Origin of the sequence: Candidatus Nitrosocosmicus agrestis (assembly GCF_008389435.1) — an archaeon.
In the GTDB taxonomy this organism is placed as follows: Archaea; Thermoproteota; Nitrososphaeria; order Nitrososphaerales; family Nitrososphaeraceae; genus Nitrosocosmicus; species Nitrosocosmicus agrestis.
The window spans coordinates 97,879-116,709 of record NZ_VUYS01000003.1 but is presented as its reverse complement, the minus strand read 5'-3'; the positions used below and the strand labels follow the sequence as shown (position 1 = coordinate 116,709).

The window sequence follows — 18,831 nt, the reverse complement described above, 5'->3', positions numbered from 1 at the left end:
GGCGATGATAGTGAAGAAATTGCAGTACCAAATCGTAAGATACACTTCCCTAAAAAATGGGTTGTGGAAAGGACAAACTCATGGCATAACAGGTTTACGAAACTCCGCAAGATATGAAAAGAAGGATGAAAACTATCTTAGTCCGATACAGTTCTCATGTTGTATAATAATCTATAGAAAGTTAATTTTAGGATAGGCTTTAAGATAAAAAGCAAATACAAGTTGGATTGCATAATGAATTTCTCCATCTATCAAATTCGCTATGACTCATTCTGTATTTCGATAATTCTATATATGAAAAAATTAAATAATTTATATTAAACTTATCTACAAACAGAAATATTTTATTATCATGTCAATTTACAATTGAATATATAATACTCTTACCTTCTATTCGTGTAATTTTTGTATTTTTAAAAAGAATTTGAATTCAATATGAAAAAAATCAAGATAATAAATTAATCTGTCATAAATATCGGACATGTTTCATTTGGGAGGAACTGCGATGACTATCTAAGATGATTTAGGTATCTTCAAATTAAAAAAACCAAAAAGAGTCTCATACGGGAGGTAGATGTCTCTCCTTTTTTATTAACCATTTCTCATTTTTTAATAACATTCTTTTGGACAAAAACTGAGTATAGTTAAACTATTACTTCATATAAGTAACATTTAAATATCATCGATGTATTAATTATGTTATGAGAATAGGTAACAAAAGATACAAACAAATTCTGATTGACTCTGACAACTACGAGATATTAAAAGAAATGGGTAAAACTGGTGATACGTTTAATTTGATAATTGGTAAACTGGTAAAGAACTTTAAAGATGGAGGAAACCAGTAATGTCCGAATTAGACAATATTATAGTAAGCGATTCAGGTAAATCTTTTAGACTACGAATTAACGGTTACCTGAGAAGCAGAGGAATCTCACAAATAACAGGAACAAAAACTTATTTAGAAATTGATTTTATAAGAGGAGAGATTAGTGTTAGAATTCCTTATCCTAGAAAAATAGAAGAACTTCCAAACGCAATTGAAAAGGCCTTACTACTAGAAACTGAACTATCTCCAAAACAAATTGATAATATCAAATTTTATGTCAAGGATTATGTTGACAAGATTGAAGAAGCAATTGGTGAATCAAAAAATTTAAGATAAGTGGTAGTCTTTTTAGTGCGTCGATGAGTATAATATCTTAAGCAGTACTTATTTGATATTCCATTTCTTATCTTAGTATCGTACTAGATCCAATGCTATCCTTAATTTAGTTATTTCATCCTTGAGAAGCTGCATTTCTTCCTCGTCCTTTGAATACTTTAATAACCTCTCACATGCTTGAATTTCGGCCAAGATTAATTCCCCCTTTTCTAAACAAAGACCATGAGCAGATTCGATAAAATGATATGAGACACTTTTGCCTTTTTCCTTACATCCACATGTTCTGGCTTCAACCAAATAAGGACTTTCACTTTCAATCATGTTCATTATTCAATCATCATTGAACATAGTTTAAAAGCGACTATATTCATTCTAAAAACATCGATTGCTATTAAACTAACTCGGCACAATCCAAGTTTACAGATACCAACAACAAGTAGGTTAATGATAAGTTGCTAATAAAAAAATGGTCACAGGTCGGTCAGGTAGTTTGCGATTTAATGGCCAGGAAAGGATGGTATGTACTGCATCTAACTTTCAATAATTATTGGATTGTTTCCAGAGAATTACAATAGATTCGAGCCTTGCATGAGCGGCGTGGGAGAATAAGAAAATGCAAGGCCCGACTTAAACTATGGGTTTGAACATAAATATCTTGGTAGGTTTAAAAACATTATATATCTCCAGCCTAGATTTACTCCAGTGACAATCTAATTTTGGACATCAACTAAGTTGAAAGCAAACATATCGTCTATTTATGGCACCAATAAATACTCCAGATATATAACCATCTAGTAAATTCCAGGTGACATAGACAATAGTACCTTTTTTTAATAATAAAGATCCACGCGGTCATCATCATTTGGTTGTCTATCCTAGTCATCAAATAGCGAGGGTCTTGCTAGACCCGAGCGGTGATAATCCAAATTAGGAGTTTAATTTTTAAGAACAAAAGTATGAAATTATTTATAATAAGACAATACCTGAAATATTTTTCACAAAGATATAACAGTAACAACAATCCAAACTATATTATTTCAAATTTCACTTGTATATTTCGACTAAAATGAGTACTAAAACAAATAAAATCGGAATGATTGCGGTGATGTTCATTGCAGCAGCTCTCATAGGTTCAGTAGTAACATTTGGTGACAACAACATGGCATTTGCCACAGGTAAACACAATGATGCAGAACAAGAAATTGAACAAGGACAAGATAGTGAACAAAACGGCCAATGTGTTTCTGGAGAATTTACCGCATTATGTGGAAATAACTTTAACTTGCAATTACAAGAACAATTGGGCAATTTGGCATTAGGCCAACAATAAACTATTTTTTGTCGTTAAAATCCCCAGTCCAACAGATCAATGTAATGCTATAATTCATCACTTTGATGTTTGGCTTCTGTTACAGGCTTTTTAACATATTCTTCTAATCCAAAAAATTCAACTTCTTCATGGTAAAAAATATATCAAGACCTGTGAGTATATTATAAACCAAAATAAGAAAGAAAATTTAATTTTGTAGGCAACAAACCATTCTCTTTTGGTAAATCTGTTTCCTAGCCTATTGGATTATCACAAAGACAGACAAACCTTACAGTCAATCCTCCTCATAGGAGGACATTTTTCTCATATAATCCTAAATAACTATTATAAAAAACTGCTAAATGAATTAGAATTTCTACTTTAACTATGAATAAACTATTTACAGGAATTCTTACTGCTTTCTTGGTAACAGGAGTTTTGGGCTTGTATAACCCAAATGCACTTGCAACAATTGCTGCTCCTGAACCTACTTTGGAAACGTGTAGCGGAAATATCGCAGCAGGTCAACAACCTAGCAGTGAAGCCGAACAAGGAGCAGAACAAGACCAAGCCTCAGAAACAAACGGACAAGCAGTTGCACCAGAATTTAATGCATTAAACGCCAATAACTTGAATTTAGGTTTCCAACAGAATGGTGAATGTATCCCAACGGTAGAGCAACCTCCATCCGACTTTACAACAACCAGATAAAATCAAACAATAATCAAGACCGTAATCACCTTTTTTTGACTGTATTGAACATACTAATTTTGCAATCAAATAAGATCATATAATAAATCAATAATAAATTTGTCCTTTATACTGTCTATTGATGGACTAATAATCAAAATTTCAATAGGCATTAGGACAGAATGAAAATAGAATAGACAGAAAATATTATTTTTTGCTCCATTTTTTCTTATTATATTATCTTCCCTTGTTTGCAGGCATGTAATTAAAAGAAAAAATTCAACAAATAGATTTCTATTTGATGCTATGCGATAATTTCTTAATTAATCAACGGAACGTGTAGTCTATTAAGTCTGAGTATATTCAGATACTCCTAGTTATTTGAATTGCTAATCCTTATTAATTTCGAATAATTCCTAAAATATTATGCCACTTCTCTCTAAAGCTGAGTTTCAGTTTTTACAAGGTCAGAAAGTTGTATCCAAGTCATACGAGTACAAACTCAAGTCAGTGGTAAAGAAGAAGATTTCTAACCTCTTAGATAAGGATCTACCTCTCCTTTTATCATTATTTCCAAATCTAGATCTTACTAAATTTGGTAAGAATCACAACATGGAAGAAACTTCAATTAATCTTACTAAATTCAGTAAGAATTCTATACGTATTAAAAAGCAATTAGAAAGAGAAAATGCTACTGCGGTTCTGGAATCCATCAAGAACCAAACTAAACCCATAGAATCCACTGACGGAGAATATAATCAACAATTATATATAAAAGACAAAGAAGAACTCACTAAATATCAAATTGGGGCCGGTGGTCTAGCCTGGTTAAGATACCGCCTTGACATGGCGGGGGTCGTTGGTTCGAATCCGACCCGGCCCATATTGTACGTTTTCCATTGTTTCGGAGGTTTTGTTAGGATTATTTGAGTAAACTGAATTATTAGTTATGATATCTGGGTCTGCTTTAGAGATTTGTATTTTGTATAAGGAATTAGATACTGTAAACAGTTTTTTTCTAAATCGTAGTGGATAGCACACTTATCACAGTAGGAGTCCATCTTCTTAAGAGCACCGTTAGAACCCGTTCTAATATAGGTCGAGTTGAAGCCTTTGTGACAAATCAAACAGCTCGTCAACTACCTTAAGGATTTAAAATCCAGAATAAAAGGATTGATCTGGGCCATGTCAATACGAATTAGTGGAAGTGCGGGATTTAAACCCGCTTCTGTTGATTCCAGTCGACATTATTTTTAGTAATATAATCCATCAAGATCAAAGTTAAAGATAAAAATTCATGTTTGTATAATAGATTATTCTTTATTCAACAATTTAATAGAGATTAACCATAACTATTATAATATGAAATATAATTGTAGAAATAAGAATCGGTCTTGTTCACAAAGTCTATTAAATATACGTATAACCAGATAATATGCATACAAGCAACAAGGTTACTATGTTATCACTTTTAGTATTAACTGCATTTATGAGTTCTATGGGTCTAATCTCATTTGAACAATCTTTTGCTCAGAGTGTATATACAGTGTTTGGACCGAAAGCAGGAATTTTTTCTGGTCTAGTATCGTCTACTGCTACATGTGAAACAGTCGATATAGTCATGGGCGGAGGATATAGCATTCAATTGAGCACAGGAGAAATAGACGGACTAGAGATCTTAGAGAGCGCCCCGGCGGGCGATCACGCATGGTGGACATTTGCACGTTTCGACAACTTAGACGTTGATGGATTCTTGCAGGGTTTCGCCAGGTGTCTAGACATAACACCATGAAACTGAGAGTATATACTTCAACTCTTGGTTAACTAATCTTATAGTATAAGGGATACGAGCCCCCCAGTGACACATATTATCCTTTTTAGATTTACAATTTAGCAGTAAAATTTTACTGACGCCTTATGGGATTCTAATAGTGATCATAATTGTGGTTAGTTCAACCGGTGACATTGAGTATTTACCTGATGGTTCACACAAATTTAAACATAGGATCATTGTAAAGAGAGATTCAGTAGATCTTCGCAAAGTGTTATCTGCATATCCTGTAATACATAATGAAACTAAAGAACTAGTTGCTTTTGTAGACCTAAAATGGGAAAAAGATGATAATACTAGGAAAAAGTTATAGATCTAAAATTATTTAACATTAAACTCTGATACTCCTAACGGTCATCTATTTCATTGACTTACATTGAATTACCCTAAAAACGATTTGTAACAGGAACCTGAAAATAATAATGGTAGCGTGGATGGTAGTTTTTCTTTATACAATTTAAAATTGTGTTTGACGAATAATCCAATTATGATTCTTTAACGAGACGGGCTAGGTTTGCAGAAATTGGTGTGATTATGTAAGTGCATTCCATTTATCCGGCTTACTATCGGATGAAAGTTATTGGGTTGTATTTTCTGATATTCTATAAAGTGCTCCTTGCCCCCCATCGGCCCTGCTATAGGTTAATATATACAGATTTCCATCAGGACCTGTTTCTACATCTGTTATACCTTTGAAACCAGTTCCTAAAGTAATTGAAGAAATTTCTTCTTCACTTGATGCAATATGGTCATTTGCTATATTTGGTTCATTATCAAACTGCAATCCATTTCTGTTTTCATTTACCTGCAAGAAGAATAAATTCCCTCTAGTTATATCCCCTACGAATATGTTATTTGCATATTTTTGGCCCAAATTGTCTGATTTAAAGAATTCAAGGTCAGTAATCCCTCTGGATTGTTCCCAACTTAAAAGTGGATCAGAATAATGTGAACCCTGAAAGTTAACTAGATCATTTTCTGTTATGGCTTCTGACTTAGAAAATGGTCCCATAATCAATTTCCATCCACTATTAAACCCTGATTCTACTATGTTTATTTCATCATAGAGATTCTCACCATTTTCTGTATCCCATAACTTTCCTGTGATGGGATCAAAATCAAACCCAAAACTATTTCTTATTCCGTATGCATAGTATTTAGCCAATAGATTATTATTTCCACCTTTGTCGCCGTTATTTGCTTCTATGAAAGGATTATTATTTGACGGCGAGCCATCCACCGGATTTACCCTGAATATAACACCACTGTCATCAGGCTCTGGCCCTTCTCTAAAATTTTGTAACTGTCCCTCTCTCTGTAATTCTCCAATTACCACGTAGAGTTGATTATCAGGACCAATTTTGATTTTTCCACCTTGGTGGTTTGTTCCAGGACCTGCTGGCAGGTCTAAAATAATCTTTGGATTTGAAAGTCTTTGTTCTACCTCATCCCATTCATATTTGTAAACCCTATTTCTCAAATCATCATTACTTGCAGTATCCTGCGTCTCCTGATCCAATTGAGTTCTAGTCTCGGTAACATAAAGAAAAATGCTAGATTCTCCACTTTTGTTATTGTCAATTGTGATTCCTAAAAGTCCCCTTTCATTTTTGCTATTGACATTGCTTAACTCCAATATGGGTTCTATATTGGTAGGATTGTTAAGATCTAGCATTGATAGGGTTCCTTCCTTTTGCGCTATCAAAAGCGAATTGTTCGTCAGAAATGCCATGCTAGTTGGAGATTGTAATCCATCGGCCACACGATCTATTTTCAAAGAAGGATCATTTACATTTGGTAGTTGTTGTTGAGAAAAAGTAAAAGGAATATGGTTATTGCCAAAATAGATGATCATTATGATAATTAAAGAACCAAGAAAATATTTTGATTGTGAAAATATATTTATATAATTTTTAAAAATGCTATCAACTAACTTCATCATATCAGTTTAGTTTTTGTATTATTAAAATATTATAATCCTATGAAAAATTTTAATAATGGTAAAAAATAATTGAAACGTTTTTTTCTATTCTACAACAATAGTGTATATCGATAATTTAGATTAGATCTTGTGACTTTATTCCAAGTTCATAAAAACCATCTAATATTAAATTTGGTCCAAAGTTGGGCCCGCAATATATCTATTACGAAATCTCAAAGCATTCTTTCTCTAGTTTTAAAGCATTTAACTTGTTCCTCCATGTGACTTCGTTATCGACATCCTTATTGTAAATATTCCAACGTTCATTCAGTACTGTTTTGATGCCTTCGATAGTTGTTTGATACAAAAATGGCATCTTTCCTTGACCAAGGAATTAAGACTATCACTGGATTCCTTCTCCAGGAAATGTATATATCTACTAATAGTAACAGAATCTAACCACCAAATCATTTGCAAACTGAAATCCTTTGAGTCCTTTTGTTAGTAATGCAATTACTCTTTCCCTTCTATGTGATATTGTTTTAATATACGAACTAGATTGATTCATTTTGATTGCAGTTATTGCATATATTCAATCTTAAAATATTAAAGGTATTGCATATTATTTTGTACTATTGCATCAATAAACCCGACTTACCACATGATCTACACTTTAACTGATAAACCTATTTGTGAAGAATCGCTAAATCCATTTTATCTGACCGTCTCAAAACTAATTTGAATGAAGACCATGAACCAGAGGGCCATAATATATGTAAACTCAAATATAATAAATTTAGGTCTTTCATTATCTAACCCAAAGATTATATCGTTAACAATATAAATCCGACCCGGTCCACTCAGAAATTAAACAATCGGTAGTTGATTTACTGAAATTTTTAGTATGATACAATTCCATTGCTGAAATATTTACAAGTTTTGAATAAGAATCATCCATATTGTTGAAATTACTAAATTCAGTAGCGGATGCTAGATTTCCATTACTAAATTTTGTAGCACCATTGATATTGTGCTGGCCAAGCAACCTCAATGAATTGAGTAAGCCTTCATGCATGTCGCCTTTTCCGTTAAATAGATGGAATTGGTCATTGTATGGATTACTAAATTCAGTAGCGGCCTTTCCATAGTTAGAATATTGAGTATTGTCATCGTTTTTCTCCTGCTTCACGGAGTGGGGCGCCACTGCCTTCCCGTGTAGAATTTCAGAAAATACGGATTTGATATTTTCCCCAAACATACTTGTTAAGAGTGGCAGTTCCGTTTCTAAAACTTCAACCTTTTTTGATTAAACATATTAACTTCCTTTCATAAGTTTTGGAAGCTAGTTTATGACCTTGAAGGTATTGGATTTCAGCTTTTGATAACATGGAGATAGAATTTGTAGGTCTATAGAAGAATTAAGCTTTTTCCAAATAGTAAGTAATAGTAGGAATAGTTTTGGTTGGGATTTCTTCTTTTCAGATATTTCTGTCGGCTCATAGCAATACAGTGTTATAAGTAACTTTGTGTAGATCAATATGATTGGAATCACAAGACAAATCTGATAAGATTGAGAGTTTGACTTTAACTTTTGTCAAGGTTTTGATTGAGAGTACAAGCGGCGAATTGAAAGTACCAGTAAAGTTTGTTGATATTTATAATGAAGCCTGCCTGGAAAGAGGGGGCAACAGAAACAAAGAAGAATCAAACCTAGAGATTAGACAACACGTTAGAAACGATCTAATTAACAATGGTTTTATCTTTGTAGATCCTACAAATGTGAATTCGATCTATCTAACACAAAAGACAATAGATGAATATTCCGATTACTAATTATAGAATTACACTGCGTATAACTGCGTAATGGTTAAATCCATCGACTTTGTAATGTCTATGTGGGCCGCAGTATACCATCGTTTCGACAACTCATGGAAATAGAAAAGATAGTTTGGTCTGAATTTAAAAAGGAACTAAAGACCAAGGATGCCAAAAAGACTTTTGATTCTCTATTTGATAATGCTAAACTTTATACATCTTATATTTCTTCTGCAGACAGGCCGATACCTATAGAACCAATCATGATGGGAATGATATTGCATCATTACAAGACACTTGTAGATATTGAGAACAGGAATACAAGCAATGAGTCCATAGTTAAAGAAATAGTTACATCGCAAATATACAAACCACATAGTAAAGAATTGTTTGATAAAACCTATGATAAGTGGCATAGACTAATCAACGCACTTCATCAAGGTGATCGAGAAGTTTTGCATAATATGCTAATTAACTGTTGTAATGGTTTAAGTGAAGGTGCTGCCAAGACTGTAATTGAAAAAGATTCAAAGAATTCATTATCACTTTACCTCTTTTTTTGTCTTATAATCCAGAATCAAAGACTGATTGATAGACTGAAACTTACAGTTTAGAAAAAAGATAACATCAAGGGTTGATGGTACTCTATTAGATTCAAATGTCTGAAAAATGAGCTTGGGACACGGTTAAACAAAAGAGTTACTGCTACTACATATAATGCGATAATGTATTGAAATATTTGTTTAGTAGGCACATGCTTCTGATCAAGAAATCTATATTGTGACGACTCGATATTTAAATTAAGTAATTTGTAAATACTGTTATTATTCTAGATGTGCTATACAATATGAATCTTTACACTGAAGGTATCTTTTTCATGTATCCCTTTAGTAACATGATACACAAGTCAAAAGATTATACATTTTGTTTTAGCTTGCGGAGACTAAAATCCGTATTCTTTGTATGAGGATTAAAAATGTTCCAAAAGTTCAATAAAAATTGATATAACATACGTACAACAATAGTAATGAAATAATAAATTGTTTGAAAATCCAAGTAAGAAAATGCATATGATTGTAATTTCCAGTATTATAATAATAATATTTTTGAGTTCATTCAATATAGTATCTGCTCAAACATCAAATGAAAAACCACTAAGACTTTCAGTAGGAATATGGCCTCCAAATTTTTTGGCTTATGTTGCTCAAGAAAAGGGATATTTTGAAAAAAATAATGTTGACGTAAACCTAACATTAGCTCAAGATTATGCTGGTACGCTTACAGATTATGCTAATGGAGAATATGATGGGATGTTTGTAGTATATTCTGATGCAATAATACAGAACTCTGAAGGAATCGATACTAAAGTAGTATTCAATACCGATATAGCAAAAGATGCAGATCCAATTATAGGCAATGTAGACAACCTCACGGAATTAAAGGGTAAAAAAGTGGGTGTCGATGGGATCAACAGTTTTTCACATTATTATATATTAGAATCACTAAAAAAAGTTGGTCTTGATGAAGGCGATGTTGAATTCGCGAGCATTCCTGTTCAAAATATGTCAGATGCATTAAAGAAAGGCGAGATCGATGCAGGGCATTTCTATAATCCATACTCATTAGATGCGTTAAAGAGTGAATTCAAAATTCTCTCCACAGGTGCTATTGTACCCGGTGTTTTGACTACCGTATTGGCATTTCATTCAGATGTAGTCGAACAAAGACCCAATGATATTAAAAATATCATAAAATCTCTGGTAGAAGCAAAGGAAGATTATGAGAAGAATAAAGAGCAAGATATAAAAATAATGTCCGTAAAAACGGGTGTAAACAAAACGGACATTATCAAAGGGTTGGATGATGCCGAAGTTATGGACTTGGAACATAACAGCCAAATTTCAATGAATAAGGAATTAAATACTTCAGCTTCGCTGTACACCTCTGGAAACTCGATTGCCGATTTTTTTGCCGAAAGAGGTGTAATAAGTAAATATCCCAATTTTCAATACATTATTGAACCAAAATTTGTCAATGAATTATTAATTGAAAAAAAATAATCTGAGAAAGCACTTTGGGTCCTTTTGCAAAAGGCCATATAAAAATGGATATAATAGCGAATCAAACAAAAACAGAGATAAAATAGCCTTTGCAGTTTTCCCATTTTATCAATTGTTACTGATTTTCCTACAAATCCAAACTAAATTTTTCATTTGGTGAAGATGAGAAATAAGATTTATAGTAATAATAAATTTGTCAGGCTAACTCATTATTTCTTCCACATTGGTTATGGCTAATTGGAAAGTGAGACCAGTTTGGACATTACCTCTAGTACTGTAAAAGACGGATTAAAGATGTTGAATCACTTAATTCAACGGGGTTTAATCTAGCCGGATTCACAAATATGTCAATGAAGAACCGTTTGATAAGCTATTACTTCCATTAAGGGGGACAGTTTCGCCGGATCACTGTTTGGTCAGATCCAGCATTTGATGTTGGAGGAACAATACTATTATGATTACGGCAATAGATACATGATCAGACTTGCTTTTCATATCTTGTCCATGTGTTATCATTAATGGAAACATAAGGCTTTGTTGTATATTTAAAAACGGTGTTGTAAGATAAGTTAAGTTCTATTACCTTTGGATGCTTAAAGCCACTCAAGGGTCACTGATCTGGTCCCAAGTATAGGTCAAAATATACAATATGGATTAGTAGTCTACAAGATCACAAAGGAGACAAAAGAAACAGAATACAATCTATTGGCGAATTATTCATCACATTTTATTTTCCAGATAAAACCATTGTTTATTGAAACAAGAAATATAATCAGTAATGAGAAATACCGTTTTAATATTATACTAACACTTCGCTATCTAACTATAAACATTTACTCATCATCAGAAAAGGATTATTTTCTGACCAGAAATCATAATTCCAAATTATCGAATAAATATTTAATTAGAAAAAGCAATTTACTGACACTTGTAAAAACTTAATTTTTTCCTTTCTGTAAGTCAAAACTGCATCAAGCACTTCTTTTAGCCTCCTCCATATGTACTTGCAGATTAGCTTCGTCCACTTTGATCGAATTAGTAGGACATACGGTAACACACGCCATACACCAAATGCACGCACTTTCTCTTATTGGATCGGGCTTATCAGTGTAATCTCTCCTTCCTTCTCTATTATGATCATCACCTATCCCTTCACTTACTGCATTTACCATTTCGATAGCGGGAACGTCTTGTTCTGATCTGTACCACTGATAAACTTGAACAGGACAGGCTTCAATACACGCACCATCAGAAATACAAGAATCCCAATCTACTGCCACAAAAGTTCCATGTACCCCCAAAGGAAGGTACTCCTCACCTCTTGCTTTGTATGCGTCTTGAACTTCTTTGTTGGTTGAAGACTCTGCATCAGACCTTCCCGGGCCCCATACAAAATGAGAGTATGAACCATCGGAAGTAGAATGTTTACCTATCACATTGTGATTTTTCGGAAACTCTGGATCTATAGGCATATCACAATTCTCTAAACATACTACTATTTAACCAACTGACATTTAATTGCAAACGAATGTGAGTATTTTAATCTTATTTTGCATTTTTCATAAACTGTTTATCACATATCAATCAAAAAATTAGATGTTACTATTGCTTAAGTATTGCATTAAACCTCATACCCGTTTCGATATGAATGGTCCTGCTTTCTTTTAGAAGTTTATTTTCATAGGGCGTTTTCTTCTTCTTCTTTGCATTTCCCTCATTGTTTTGTACTAAATAGCAATCATAAACAAGAGATGAGTAACCTGCCAATTCTAATAATTCTGGTGGCTTTATAGATTCTTTATCAAGGATTATCGCATTATCATTTACATATACCTTATTCTCTCTTTCTACTTCGGTTAAGTCTATCACATAGTCTACTAATGAATATAATTTATAATTGTAGTATTTAGCATATTTCTCAACAATTTTAAAATTGAAATCCAATTATGATATCATAAGAGAAAACAAAATGTCATTTTTAGCCCTTCTATGACCACAAATATCGCCAGCATTTAGAGTTTAAAAATTGTTGAAAGTAAGCCTTTTTTCATATTTCTTTCCAGTATGTTTTGCTTTCTAGTCGATATAGTCATCCAAACATACTGAATAATTTCGTATGATAAGCAACAAAATTGCCTCTTTAATTCAAATATATACTTGGATCATAATCAGGCATCTAAATCCCTTTTAATAACTATTCTTAAATATAGGATTTTGTATCAGTGATATCATCAATCAATAAAGCGACATAATTTTCCTCATATGGAGAGACAGATTGGTATGGTAGTTTCGCTTACAACATCCATTTTCCTGCATCTTTTTATCCAAGAATACATATTGTAGAAGCATGGAAATTTATTTACGAAATTCGCTTGACGAACAGATTCTACTTTGTTCTTGCACTGTTAATCTAAAACATTGGAGTATGGATTTTTGATGGAAATGAAACTCGAATTAGTAGCAATTCCAGTAACAGATGTGGATCGTTCACGTGATTTTTATAAAGATAAGGTGGGATTCAACTTAGACCATGACCACACCGTTAATGAGAAATTACGTTTTGTTCAGATGACACCTCCAGGTTCCGCTTGTTCAATTTGTTTTGGTGTTGGCATCACTGACAACATGAAACCAGGTTCCATCAAAGGATTACAAATGGTTGTGAAGGATGCACAAGCAGCCCACGATGAACTTAAAAAAAAAGGAGTCGAAGTCACCGAAGTTGATACTCAAATGTGGGGCAAGTTCGTTTATTTTAATGATCCAGATGGCAATGGCTGGGCACTCCAGGAATTGCCACCACGGGGCCAGTTTAAAACACAGTAATTGCAGAATTCTCAAGTTTCATCCAGATCATTGTACGTCTGAACTTGGCCGATAAAATAAACAAAAATTCTTTATCCTATCAGCCAAAGGCCTGGTCTTTGGGTTTTTTCGCTTCTTTGGTCAGGAGATTATCTCAAAACATAATCTACTCACCACTAATTGCAAGTGGTTTTGGTTAGTGTCACTTTCTTGCGACTTTGTTAATCAATAAAAATATAGCCACATACATAGTAATGCAAAAGTAATGGTCAAATAATTTTTTTTCTTTTTATTTAGCAATCTAACTTAGTTACTTCAATGGAAATTAACCATTAGGCGTCCAATCCAATACTATCATAATTATGTATAACTGTCATAATAATTTAGTGTCATATAATTTTAGGAATGGGGAAACCCATTTTATGCCAAAAGTATAGGGCTTGTGTTTATATTAAATACTATTTTGCGCATTACAATCCATGAGCATCGACGAAAATGTAAGAATAGAGGAGGATGTGCAAGATAAAATAGTAGAAAAAATCCATAAAGAGGAAGAATTAGACGATGATGAAAACAGTTATAATGTTAGTGACTCTCAAAGCGATAGCAATGAACAAGATGCTGAAAGGGACAATAAGGAATCTTGACAAGTATTGCATCAAACAGATAATTTAGTAGTCCGTTTGCCCTGTCCCACGGTATTAGCGACTTTTAAATAGGATTTGCAAATGAAGATTACTTGTAACCGACTACACCATTTTACATTTCTGGAAATTTGTGAAAATATACTCAAACTCCATGCATTCTAAATATAGACTAGATAATGATACCTGTCTACTAATGCATGACAAATAAACTATGTAAAGGTCCATAACCTTAATAATATGGGACAAATTCGAACTCTGAAATCTTACACTTGTCGGCCATCAGCTCATATATCCCTTTTTTCAATTATGTAATCTTGTGCTTTGGTTGGTTGAAATTGTTAAAAAGATGCAATTAAAATGTACATTTAACAAAGTTAAAGTAATGAATTAGACTGTCGTAAAGATTCTCTTTTGTGGTAGTCGATTCCGTGAAATATTTTTGATGAGACAAACATTTTGACATAAACATTTGTAAAGCATTCATAAAATTACCGATAGATTGATAAAGCAAAGAATAATCCGAATGGACTTTTAATACGACATAGTCAGTGTTTGATAAGTGCAACCAAATTTTAGGTCCCAAGTCGCGACCATGGTGATCGATTGTGCCACTAAAAAGATGTTTTAATATTTGCTACAAAACAATCAGGCAAAGTACAAGTTTCAATCACAAGATTTCAGAAATATTACATTTTAAAATATTAGAAACTTCCATACTTTGGATCAAGATAAAACGATCAAAAAAAATCTCATTAAATCTAACATCAAGGAACAAAAAAATTCAAAATAAAAAGATTAGGCAGGCGACCATAACACATGAAAAAGATACATAAAATCAAATTATATCTGTATTCAACTACCTATCTATCCATAGTAATAATTTTCTTAAAGTGTTAGAATATTCTAGCCAAACAATTTGTAAGCCATAATGAGCTTTGGTTAGCGCTCAACTGAGTAGATTGAGAATTTCTATAATATACAATCATTTAACTCAAAAATATATCATTGTAAAAGAAGGTCTTTAATTGAGTTTGAATTACAATAGCAAAGTTAATAATTATGTGTCCAATATTAACATCCATAACAAAAGAATCCAATTCCAGACATCAATCATCATTTTGCTCAAATTGCAAAAGAAATTATGAGACAAAGAAATCCAGATATGACTTAAAAATACATGGATTTGTTTGTCCCTATTGTGGAAAATAAATTTTCATCTAACGGAGAGATAGATTAAATACAAAAATAACAAACTTTTTTGTTACCTACAACATCCTACTTTAGTTCAAATTGGGTAGTAATAGAGACAAAATTAAGAATTAAATAATTAAACCGAGGTTTATGTAATGTGCAAAAGACGGTAGTAGCGACAACATTTTTGTGTTTTATAGTAGTATTAGTTACTTCAGCAATCTATTTTCCGTTAGGTGTAGGAAAAACTCATTCACCTCAAGATCAAATTAGTCAAGTTCGAAATTCTTTTCAAAATTATAAATATTCAAATCTGACCAATGAGTGGTTGATCTACAAAAATCCTGACTATCACATTAAAATAAACTATCCATCTTTTCTAAATGCCGATGAGACCAATTTACATGCTAACCAAGTGGTAAAGTTTACCATTCCTTCAAATAACATTCATCAATTGCCTGATGTTGAAATTAGTATCTATGTCCGCTCTGGACTATCCACAAATGCAACAATTTCTGATTTTGTACACGATTACCATTCATTGATCTATCAAAGTACAGTAAATGGAATAATAAGACCTGTTAGTTATAATATTTCACATATTAACGGAAATGAAGTCATTGATCAGGTATATTATGATTATAGTAATGATAGAACAATGAAACTAAACACCATTAATATCATCAAAGACGGAGAATTGTTTAGTCTTTTTTATATAGCTCAGCCAGGCTCGTTTAACCAATACATCAATGATTTTAGGAATATGGTTGATTCATTTGTAATCTTGCCTGAAAAAAATACCAGCTTAATTTCTATATTAAATAATATTGACAAATACTCACATTTTTTCGCCTCAATAACTGAACAGGCAGCGAAATTGACCGGCGAGTATCAAAAAAAGATTGGAGAGTTCCAAGAAGGAAAAATTACAAATACCTCAATGTCAGAGCTGACATCAATATACTTAAAAAACTTTACAAATCAACTAGAGAAATTTGAACAAATAGAGGCACCTAAAGAATTCAAACCCACCAAGGCTAATATGTCAAATTCGTTTAAAAATGAAATAAAAAGTTATCAATTATTTAAAGACTATCTCCTCACAGGTAATGAAACAAAGAATCAAATCTCAACAGAATTTTTATCCAGATCGCTTGAGGACGAATTGGATGCATTTAGATCGTATAAAGATGTAGTAAATAGAACTTTTTCTGAATCGATAGATGGTTTGTCATCTTCGATTATGGGTGCAAAACCATCCTATCTATAGGCGGATAAAAGCATAACATATTTTTATTGCAGTATTTAAAAATCTGCCTCATTAGAGTTATTCGATGTTCATTCCCTTTATCAACAGGATTTTTTAACTTCAGTGGGTTGTAACAAGATCTTAGCAATAGTGCTTTCCTCTTTATCGACTGATCTAAAATTTATTTAATTAGTATATATTCAACCCCACTGTGATTTTCATTATTTACTACTTCCAAAATCAATATTCAATTAATCTTATTTCAAGGAACAATTTAGAAAGCTCCAATATCATTTCAGAATGAACAATTGTTTTTAAATATGCATTAAAGTGAATTACCCAAGTTTTGATTCTTGCAATATTATTACATAAATTGATGAATTTCAAAAAAAACCAAGTAGCATATCGACCACAAAGATAATGACAAGACAGTATTCAAAGCTTTTATTGCAAGCTGATTAATTTGTTAGCAATTTAATGTAATGAAAATAGATATGAATGATACATAAGTTTCGCAAAATTTATTGAACCAATAAAATAAGAAACAGTCAAGGATTTCTATATACTCCGATAATAGGAAGTCACTCATCAGATTCATTCATATATTTATTTTTAACCACAAGAATTGACCATGGTTAAGCAAGACGATAGATACATAGAGTTTTTAAACTCACCTGATAATAATCTGTTAACTTCCATAGTATTTTCAAAAGGGCTTGCATTAGTCACAAATGTTGCTGACGCAAATGCCTTTTTGAAAACAATTTTTGTTTCAATTTGAAATTAATTGAATAACTCATATAATGAACTTTTATTTATTATGAACATAATTTTCCATGCATTCACTTACAGATCTGTTTATGGTTATTATAATATAGAATGGGTTCAGAAATTAGGTAAAATTAAAATTATTTTAATGTGTATTGCAAAGTCATGCATGTTAAGTTCTAGCCCATAGTAATAAATTAACCTAAATAATGTGTTATTATTGATTACTAGTCTTAACAGACTATGATCTATTCTATCCAAAGAAAATAAAAGAGAAACATGATTTTTGTAGAGTTAGTATTGCCAATAAACACAAACAGCCCCCCTAGTTAATCAATCCAACCAATGGTATATTCTTAAATTCATTAGTCCAGTTATTCTGATTTTCAAAGTTGATCACTAAAATCCTACCGCTTAAGATAGAAATAGACACGTTGAGGTTATCGTATGTATTAGTTTGGTTGGCAGAGTTAGACGAAATATTCTTCTCTGTGACGTCGATTGTGCCTTTGTATGTAGTATCATAGTTTTGCTGCATTATGGCATTAACTCTGAAATTTGATAAATTATATGCCTTTATATCCCCCACAGCAGAATGACTTTGGACTGGTAGAGACGAATTATTTGTACTACTGTTAATTTGGTGAGTAGGTAATAATGACTGATTTGTTAAATCAATTCTAAATGGTTCCTTATTGAAAAACGCTGAAAAATTAATTCGTTCTCCAGTATCAGATTTCAATGACCAATTTCCATATATACTACTCACAATCTTTCCGGATTGGGTATCATATTCTGCACTAGTTATTTGACCGGTAAGATTGTTCTTAATAGGCATATTCATGGTGATTAATGGAAATTTATGGTTGTCAAAGCAACCATTATTGGCATAAATGTCATTGCTCTCATTACTATGTGTCTGAGATTGGAAAGATATGTTGTAGGTACAATTTGTAACGTTATCAGCGATCTTATGAATTGATTGGATCTCTTTGTTAATAGATGATTCCAAGGATTCTTGGAATTGTTTTATTGACTGACCTAGTGTGGGAATTGCAACAGCATTGTGGACATTTAGAAGGCTATTGAAAAAGAAAATAGCAGAAGAAAACAGAATAACTAAGAACATTGATTTTAACTTTTTTTGGTGATACCTTGATGAGGTATTGGCAGGGATTCCCACTGTATTCCTAAAAGAAAATTTTTTATTTTCTTCCATATAATATTCAAAAATCATTATAACATGACTTTTATATAGAACATATAGGAACATTGTTAAAAACTAATAGAACATAGTTACTTTATTTAAACTGTCAAGATATATTTTAGCCCATTAACCAAAGAAGTCAGACATCATTTTGTACATGTTGTCATAAGTAA

20 protein-coding genes and 1 tRNA gene are annotated in these 18,831 nt (G+C 32.3%); 14 read left to right on the top strand and 7 right to left on the bottom strand.

Features of this window, described 5'->3' with window-relative positions; genetic code table 11:
• The first annotated feature begins 10 nt into the window (after positions 1 to 10).
• From F1Z66_RS02450 to F1Z66_RS02445, 3 genes are all read left to right on the top strand, one after another.
• Positions 11 to 196 (top strand): hypothetical protein, encoded by a 186-nt coding sequence (locus tag F1Z66_RS02450; protein WP_149862016.1) that lies wholly within the window; start codon positions 11 to 13, stop codon positions 194 to 196.
• A 505-nt stretch (positions 197 to 701) separates the two neighbouring features.
• Positions 702 to 848 (top strand): hypothetical protein, encoded by a 147-nt coding sequence (locus tag F1Z66_RS15190; protein ID WP_154670471.1) that lies wholly within the window; start codon positions 702 to 704, stop codon positions 846 to 848.
• Complete coding sequence (locus F1Z66_RS02445; RefSeq protein ID WP_149862015.1) at positions 848 to 1,165, top strand: hypothetical protein; 318 nt, start codon at positions 848 to 850, stop codon at positions 1,163 to 1,165. The genes F1Z66_RS15190 and F1Z66_RS02445 overlap by 1 nt, the downstream gene beginning before the upstream one ends.
• A gap of 72 nt (positions 1,166 to 1,237) precedes the next feature.
• Here F1Z66_RS02445 and F1Z66_RS02440 read toward each other — a convergent pair whose 3' ends face one another.
• The gene (locus tag F1Z66_RS02440; RefSeq protein ID WP_149862014.1) at positions 1,238 to 1,492 is read right to left on the bottom strand and encodes a hypothetical protein; all 255 of its coding nucleotides are present in this window, start codon (positions 1,490 to 1,492) and stop codon (positions 1,238 to 1,240) included.
• A gap of 739 nt (positions 1,493 to 2,231) precedes the next feature.
• Between F1Z66_RS02440 and F1Z66_RS02435 the strand changes: the two genes are divergently transcribed.
• The 5 genes from F1Z66_RS02435 (at position 2,232) to F1Z66_RS02415 (ending at position 5,308) form a co-directional block, all read left to right on the top strand.
• Entirely contained in the window at positions 2,232 to 2,495 is a 264-nt protein-coding gene (locus F1Z66_RS02435; RefSeq protein WP_149862013.1) for a hypothetical protein, read from the top strand.
• A 366-nt stretch (positions 2,496 to 2,861) separates the two neighbouring features.
• The gene (locus F1Z66_RS02430; RefSeq protein WP_149862012.1) at positions 2,862 to 3,185 is read left to right on the top strand and encodes a hypothetical protein; all 324 of its coding nucleotides are present in this window, start codon (positions 2,862 to 2,864) and stop codon (positions 3,183 to 3,185) included.
• 787 nt (positions 3,186 to 3,972) lie between these two features.
• A tRNA-Val gene (locus F1Z66_RS02425) sits at positions 3,973 to 4,047 on the top strand.
• 552 nt (positions 4,048 to 4,599) lie between these two features.
• Positions 4,600 to 4,956, top strand: a complete 357-nt coding sequence (locus tag F1Z66_RS02420; RefSeq protein WP_149862011.1) for a hypothetical protein — start codon at positions 4,600 to 4,602, stop codon at positions 4,954 to 4,956.
• A 151-nt stretch (positions 4,957 to 5,107) separates the two neighbouring features.
• Positions 5,108 to 5,308, top strand: a complete 201-nt coding sequence (locus F1Z66_RS02415; protein WP_149862010.1) for a hypothetical protein — start codon at positions 5,108 to 5,110, stop codon at positions 5,306 to 5,308.
• 264 nt (positions 5,309 to 5,572) lie between these two features.
• Here the strand turns inward: F1Z66_RS02415 and F1Z66_RS02410 are convergent, their stop codons facing one another.
• From F1Z66_RS02410 to F1Z66_RS02405, 3 genes are all read right to left on the bottom strand, one after another.
• Positions 5,573 to 6,850, bottom strand: coding sequence for a PQQ-dependent sugar dehydrogenase (locus tag F1Z66_RS02410; protein ID WP_159357509.1), 1,278 nt, complete (start codon positions 6,848 to 6,850; stop codon positions 5,573 to 5,575).
• 289 nt (positions 6,851 to 7,139) lie between these two features.
• Positions 7,140 to 7,283 carry a hypothetical protein gene (locus tag F1Z66_RS15185; protein ID WP_154670470.1) on the bottom strand — a complete coding sequence of 48 codons (144 nt, stop codon included), beginning with the start codon at positions 7,281 to 7,283 and terminating at the stop codon, positions 7,140 to 7,142.
• A 465-nt stretch (positions 7,284 to 7,748) separates the two neighbouring features.
• Positions 7,749 to 8,174 (bottom strand): hypothetical protein, encoded by a 426-nt coding sequence (locus F1Z66_RS02405; RefSeq protein WP_149862008.1) that lies wholly within the window; start codon positions 8,172 to 8,174, stop codon positions 7,749 to 7,751.
• Positions 8,175 to 8,458: 284 nt separating this feature from the next.
• Between F1Z66_RS02405 and F1Z66_RS02400 the strand changes: the two genes are divergently transcribed.
• The 3 genes from F1Z66_RS02400 (at position 8,459) to F1Z66_RS02390 (ending at position 10,791) form a co-directional block, all read left to right on the top strand.
• The gene (locus F1Z66_RS02400; protein WP_149862007.1) at positions 8,459 to 8,749 is read left to right on the top strand and encodes a hypothetical protein; all 291 of its coding nucleotides are present in this window, start codon (positions 8,459 to 8,461) and stop codon (positions 8,747 to 8,749) included.
• 62 nt (positions 8,750 to 8,811) lie between these two features.
• Complete coding sequence (locus F1Z66_RS02395) at positions 8,812 to 9,345, top strand: hypothetical protein (RefSeq protein WP_149862006.1); 534 nt, start codon at positions 8,812 to 8,814, stop codon at positions 9,343 to 9,345.
• 492 nt (positions 9,346 to 9,837) lie between these two features.
• Positions 9,838 to 10,791 (top strand): ABC transporter substrate-binding protein, encoded by a 954-nt coding sequence (locus F1Z66_RS02390; protein WP_159357511.1) that lies wholly within the window; start codon positions 9,838 to 9,840, stop codon positions 10,789 to 10,791.
• Between the two features lie 971 nt (positions 10,792 to 11,762).
• Here the strand turns inward: F1Z66_RS02390 and F1Z66_RS02385 are convergent.
• Together F1Z66_RS02385 and F1Z66_RS02380 are read right to left on the bottom strand one after the other, a co-directional pair.
• A complete protein-coding gene (locus F1Z66_RS02385) occupies positions 11,763 to 12,263 on the bottom strand; it encodes a 4Fe-4S dicluster domain-containing protein (RefSeq protein WP_149862004.1) in 501 nt (166 codons plus the stop codon).
• Positions 12,264 to 12,393: 130 nt separating this feature from the next.
• Complete coding sequence (locus F1Z66_RS02380; protein ID WP_149862003.1) at positions 12,394 to 12,660, bottom strand: hypothetical protein; 267 nt, start codon at positions 12,658 to 12,660, stop codon at positions 12,394 to 12,396.
• Positions 12,661 to 13,227: 567 nt separating this feature from the next.
• Here F1Z66_RS02380 and F1Z66_RS02375 point away from each other — a divergent pair.
• From F1Z66_RS02375 to F1Z66_RS02370, 3 genes are all read left to right on the top strand, one after another.
• Entirely contained in the window at positions 13,228 to 13,617 is a 390-nt protein-coding gene (locus F1Z66_RS02375; protein ID WP_149862002.1) for a VOC family protein, read from the top strand.
• A gap of 458 nt (positions 13,618 to 14,075) precedes the next feature.
• A complete protein-coding gene (locus F1Z66_RS15180) occupies positions 14,076 to 14,243 on the top strand; it encodes a hypothetical protein (RefSeq protein ID WP_154670469.1) in 168 nt (55 codons plus the stop codon).
• Between the two features lie 1,348 nt (positions 14,244 to 15,591).
• Positions 15,592 to 16,704: a hypothetical protein gene (locus F1Z66_RS02370; protein WP_149862001.1), complete on the top strand. Its 1,113-nt coding sequence runs from the start codon at positions 15,592 to 15,594 to the stop codon at positions 16,702 to 16,704.
• Positions 16,705 to 17,776: 1,072 nt separating this feature from the next.
• Here the strand turns inward: F1Z66_RS02370 and F1Z66_RS02365 are convergent.
• Positions 17,777 to 18,670 (bottom strand): hypothetical protein, encoded by an 894-nt coding sequence (locus tag F1Z66_RS02365; RefSeq protein WP_149862000.1) that lies wholly within the window; start codon positions 18,668 to 18,670, stop codon positions 17,777 to 17,779.
• Positions 18,671 to 18,831 lie beyond the last annotated feature (161 nt).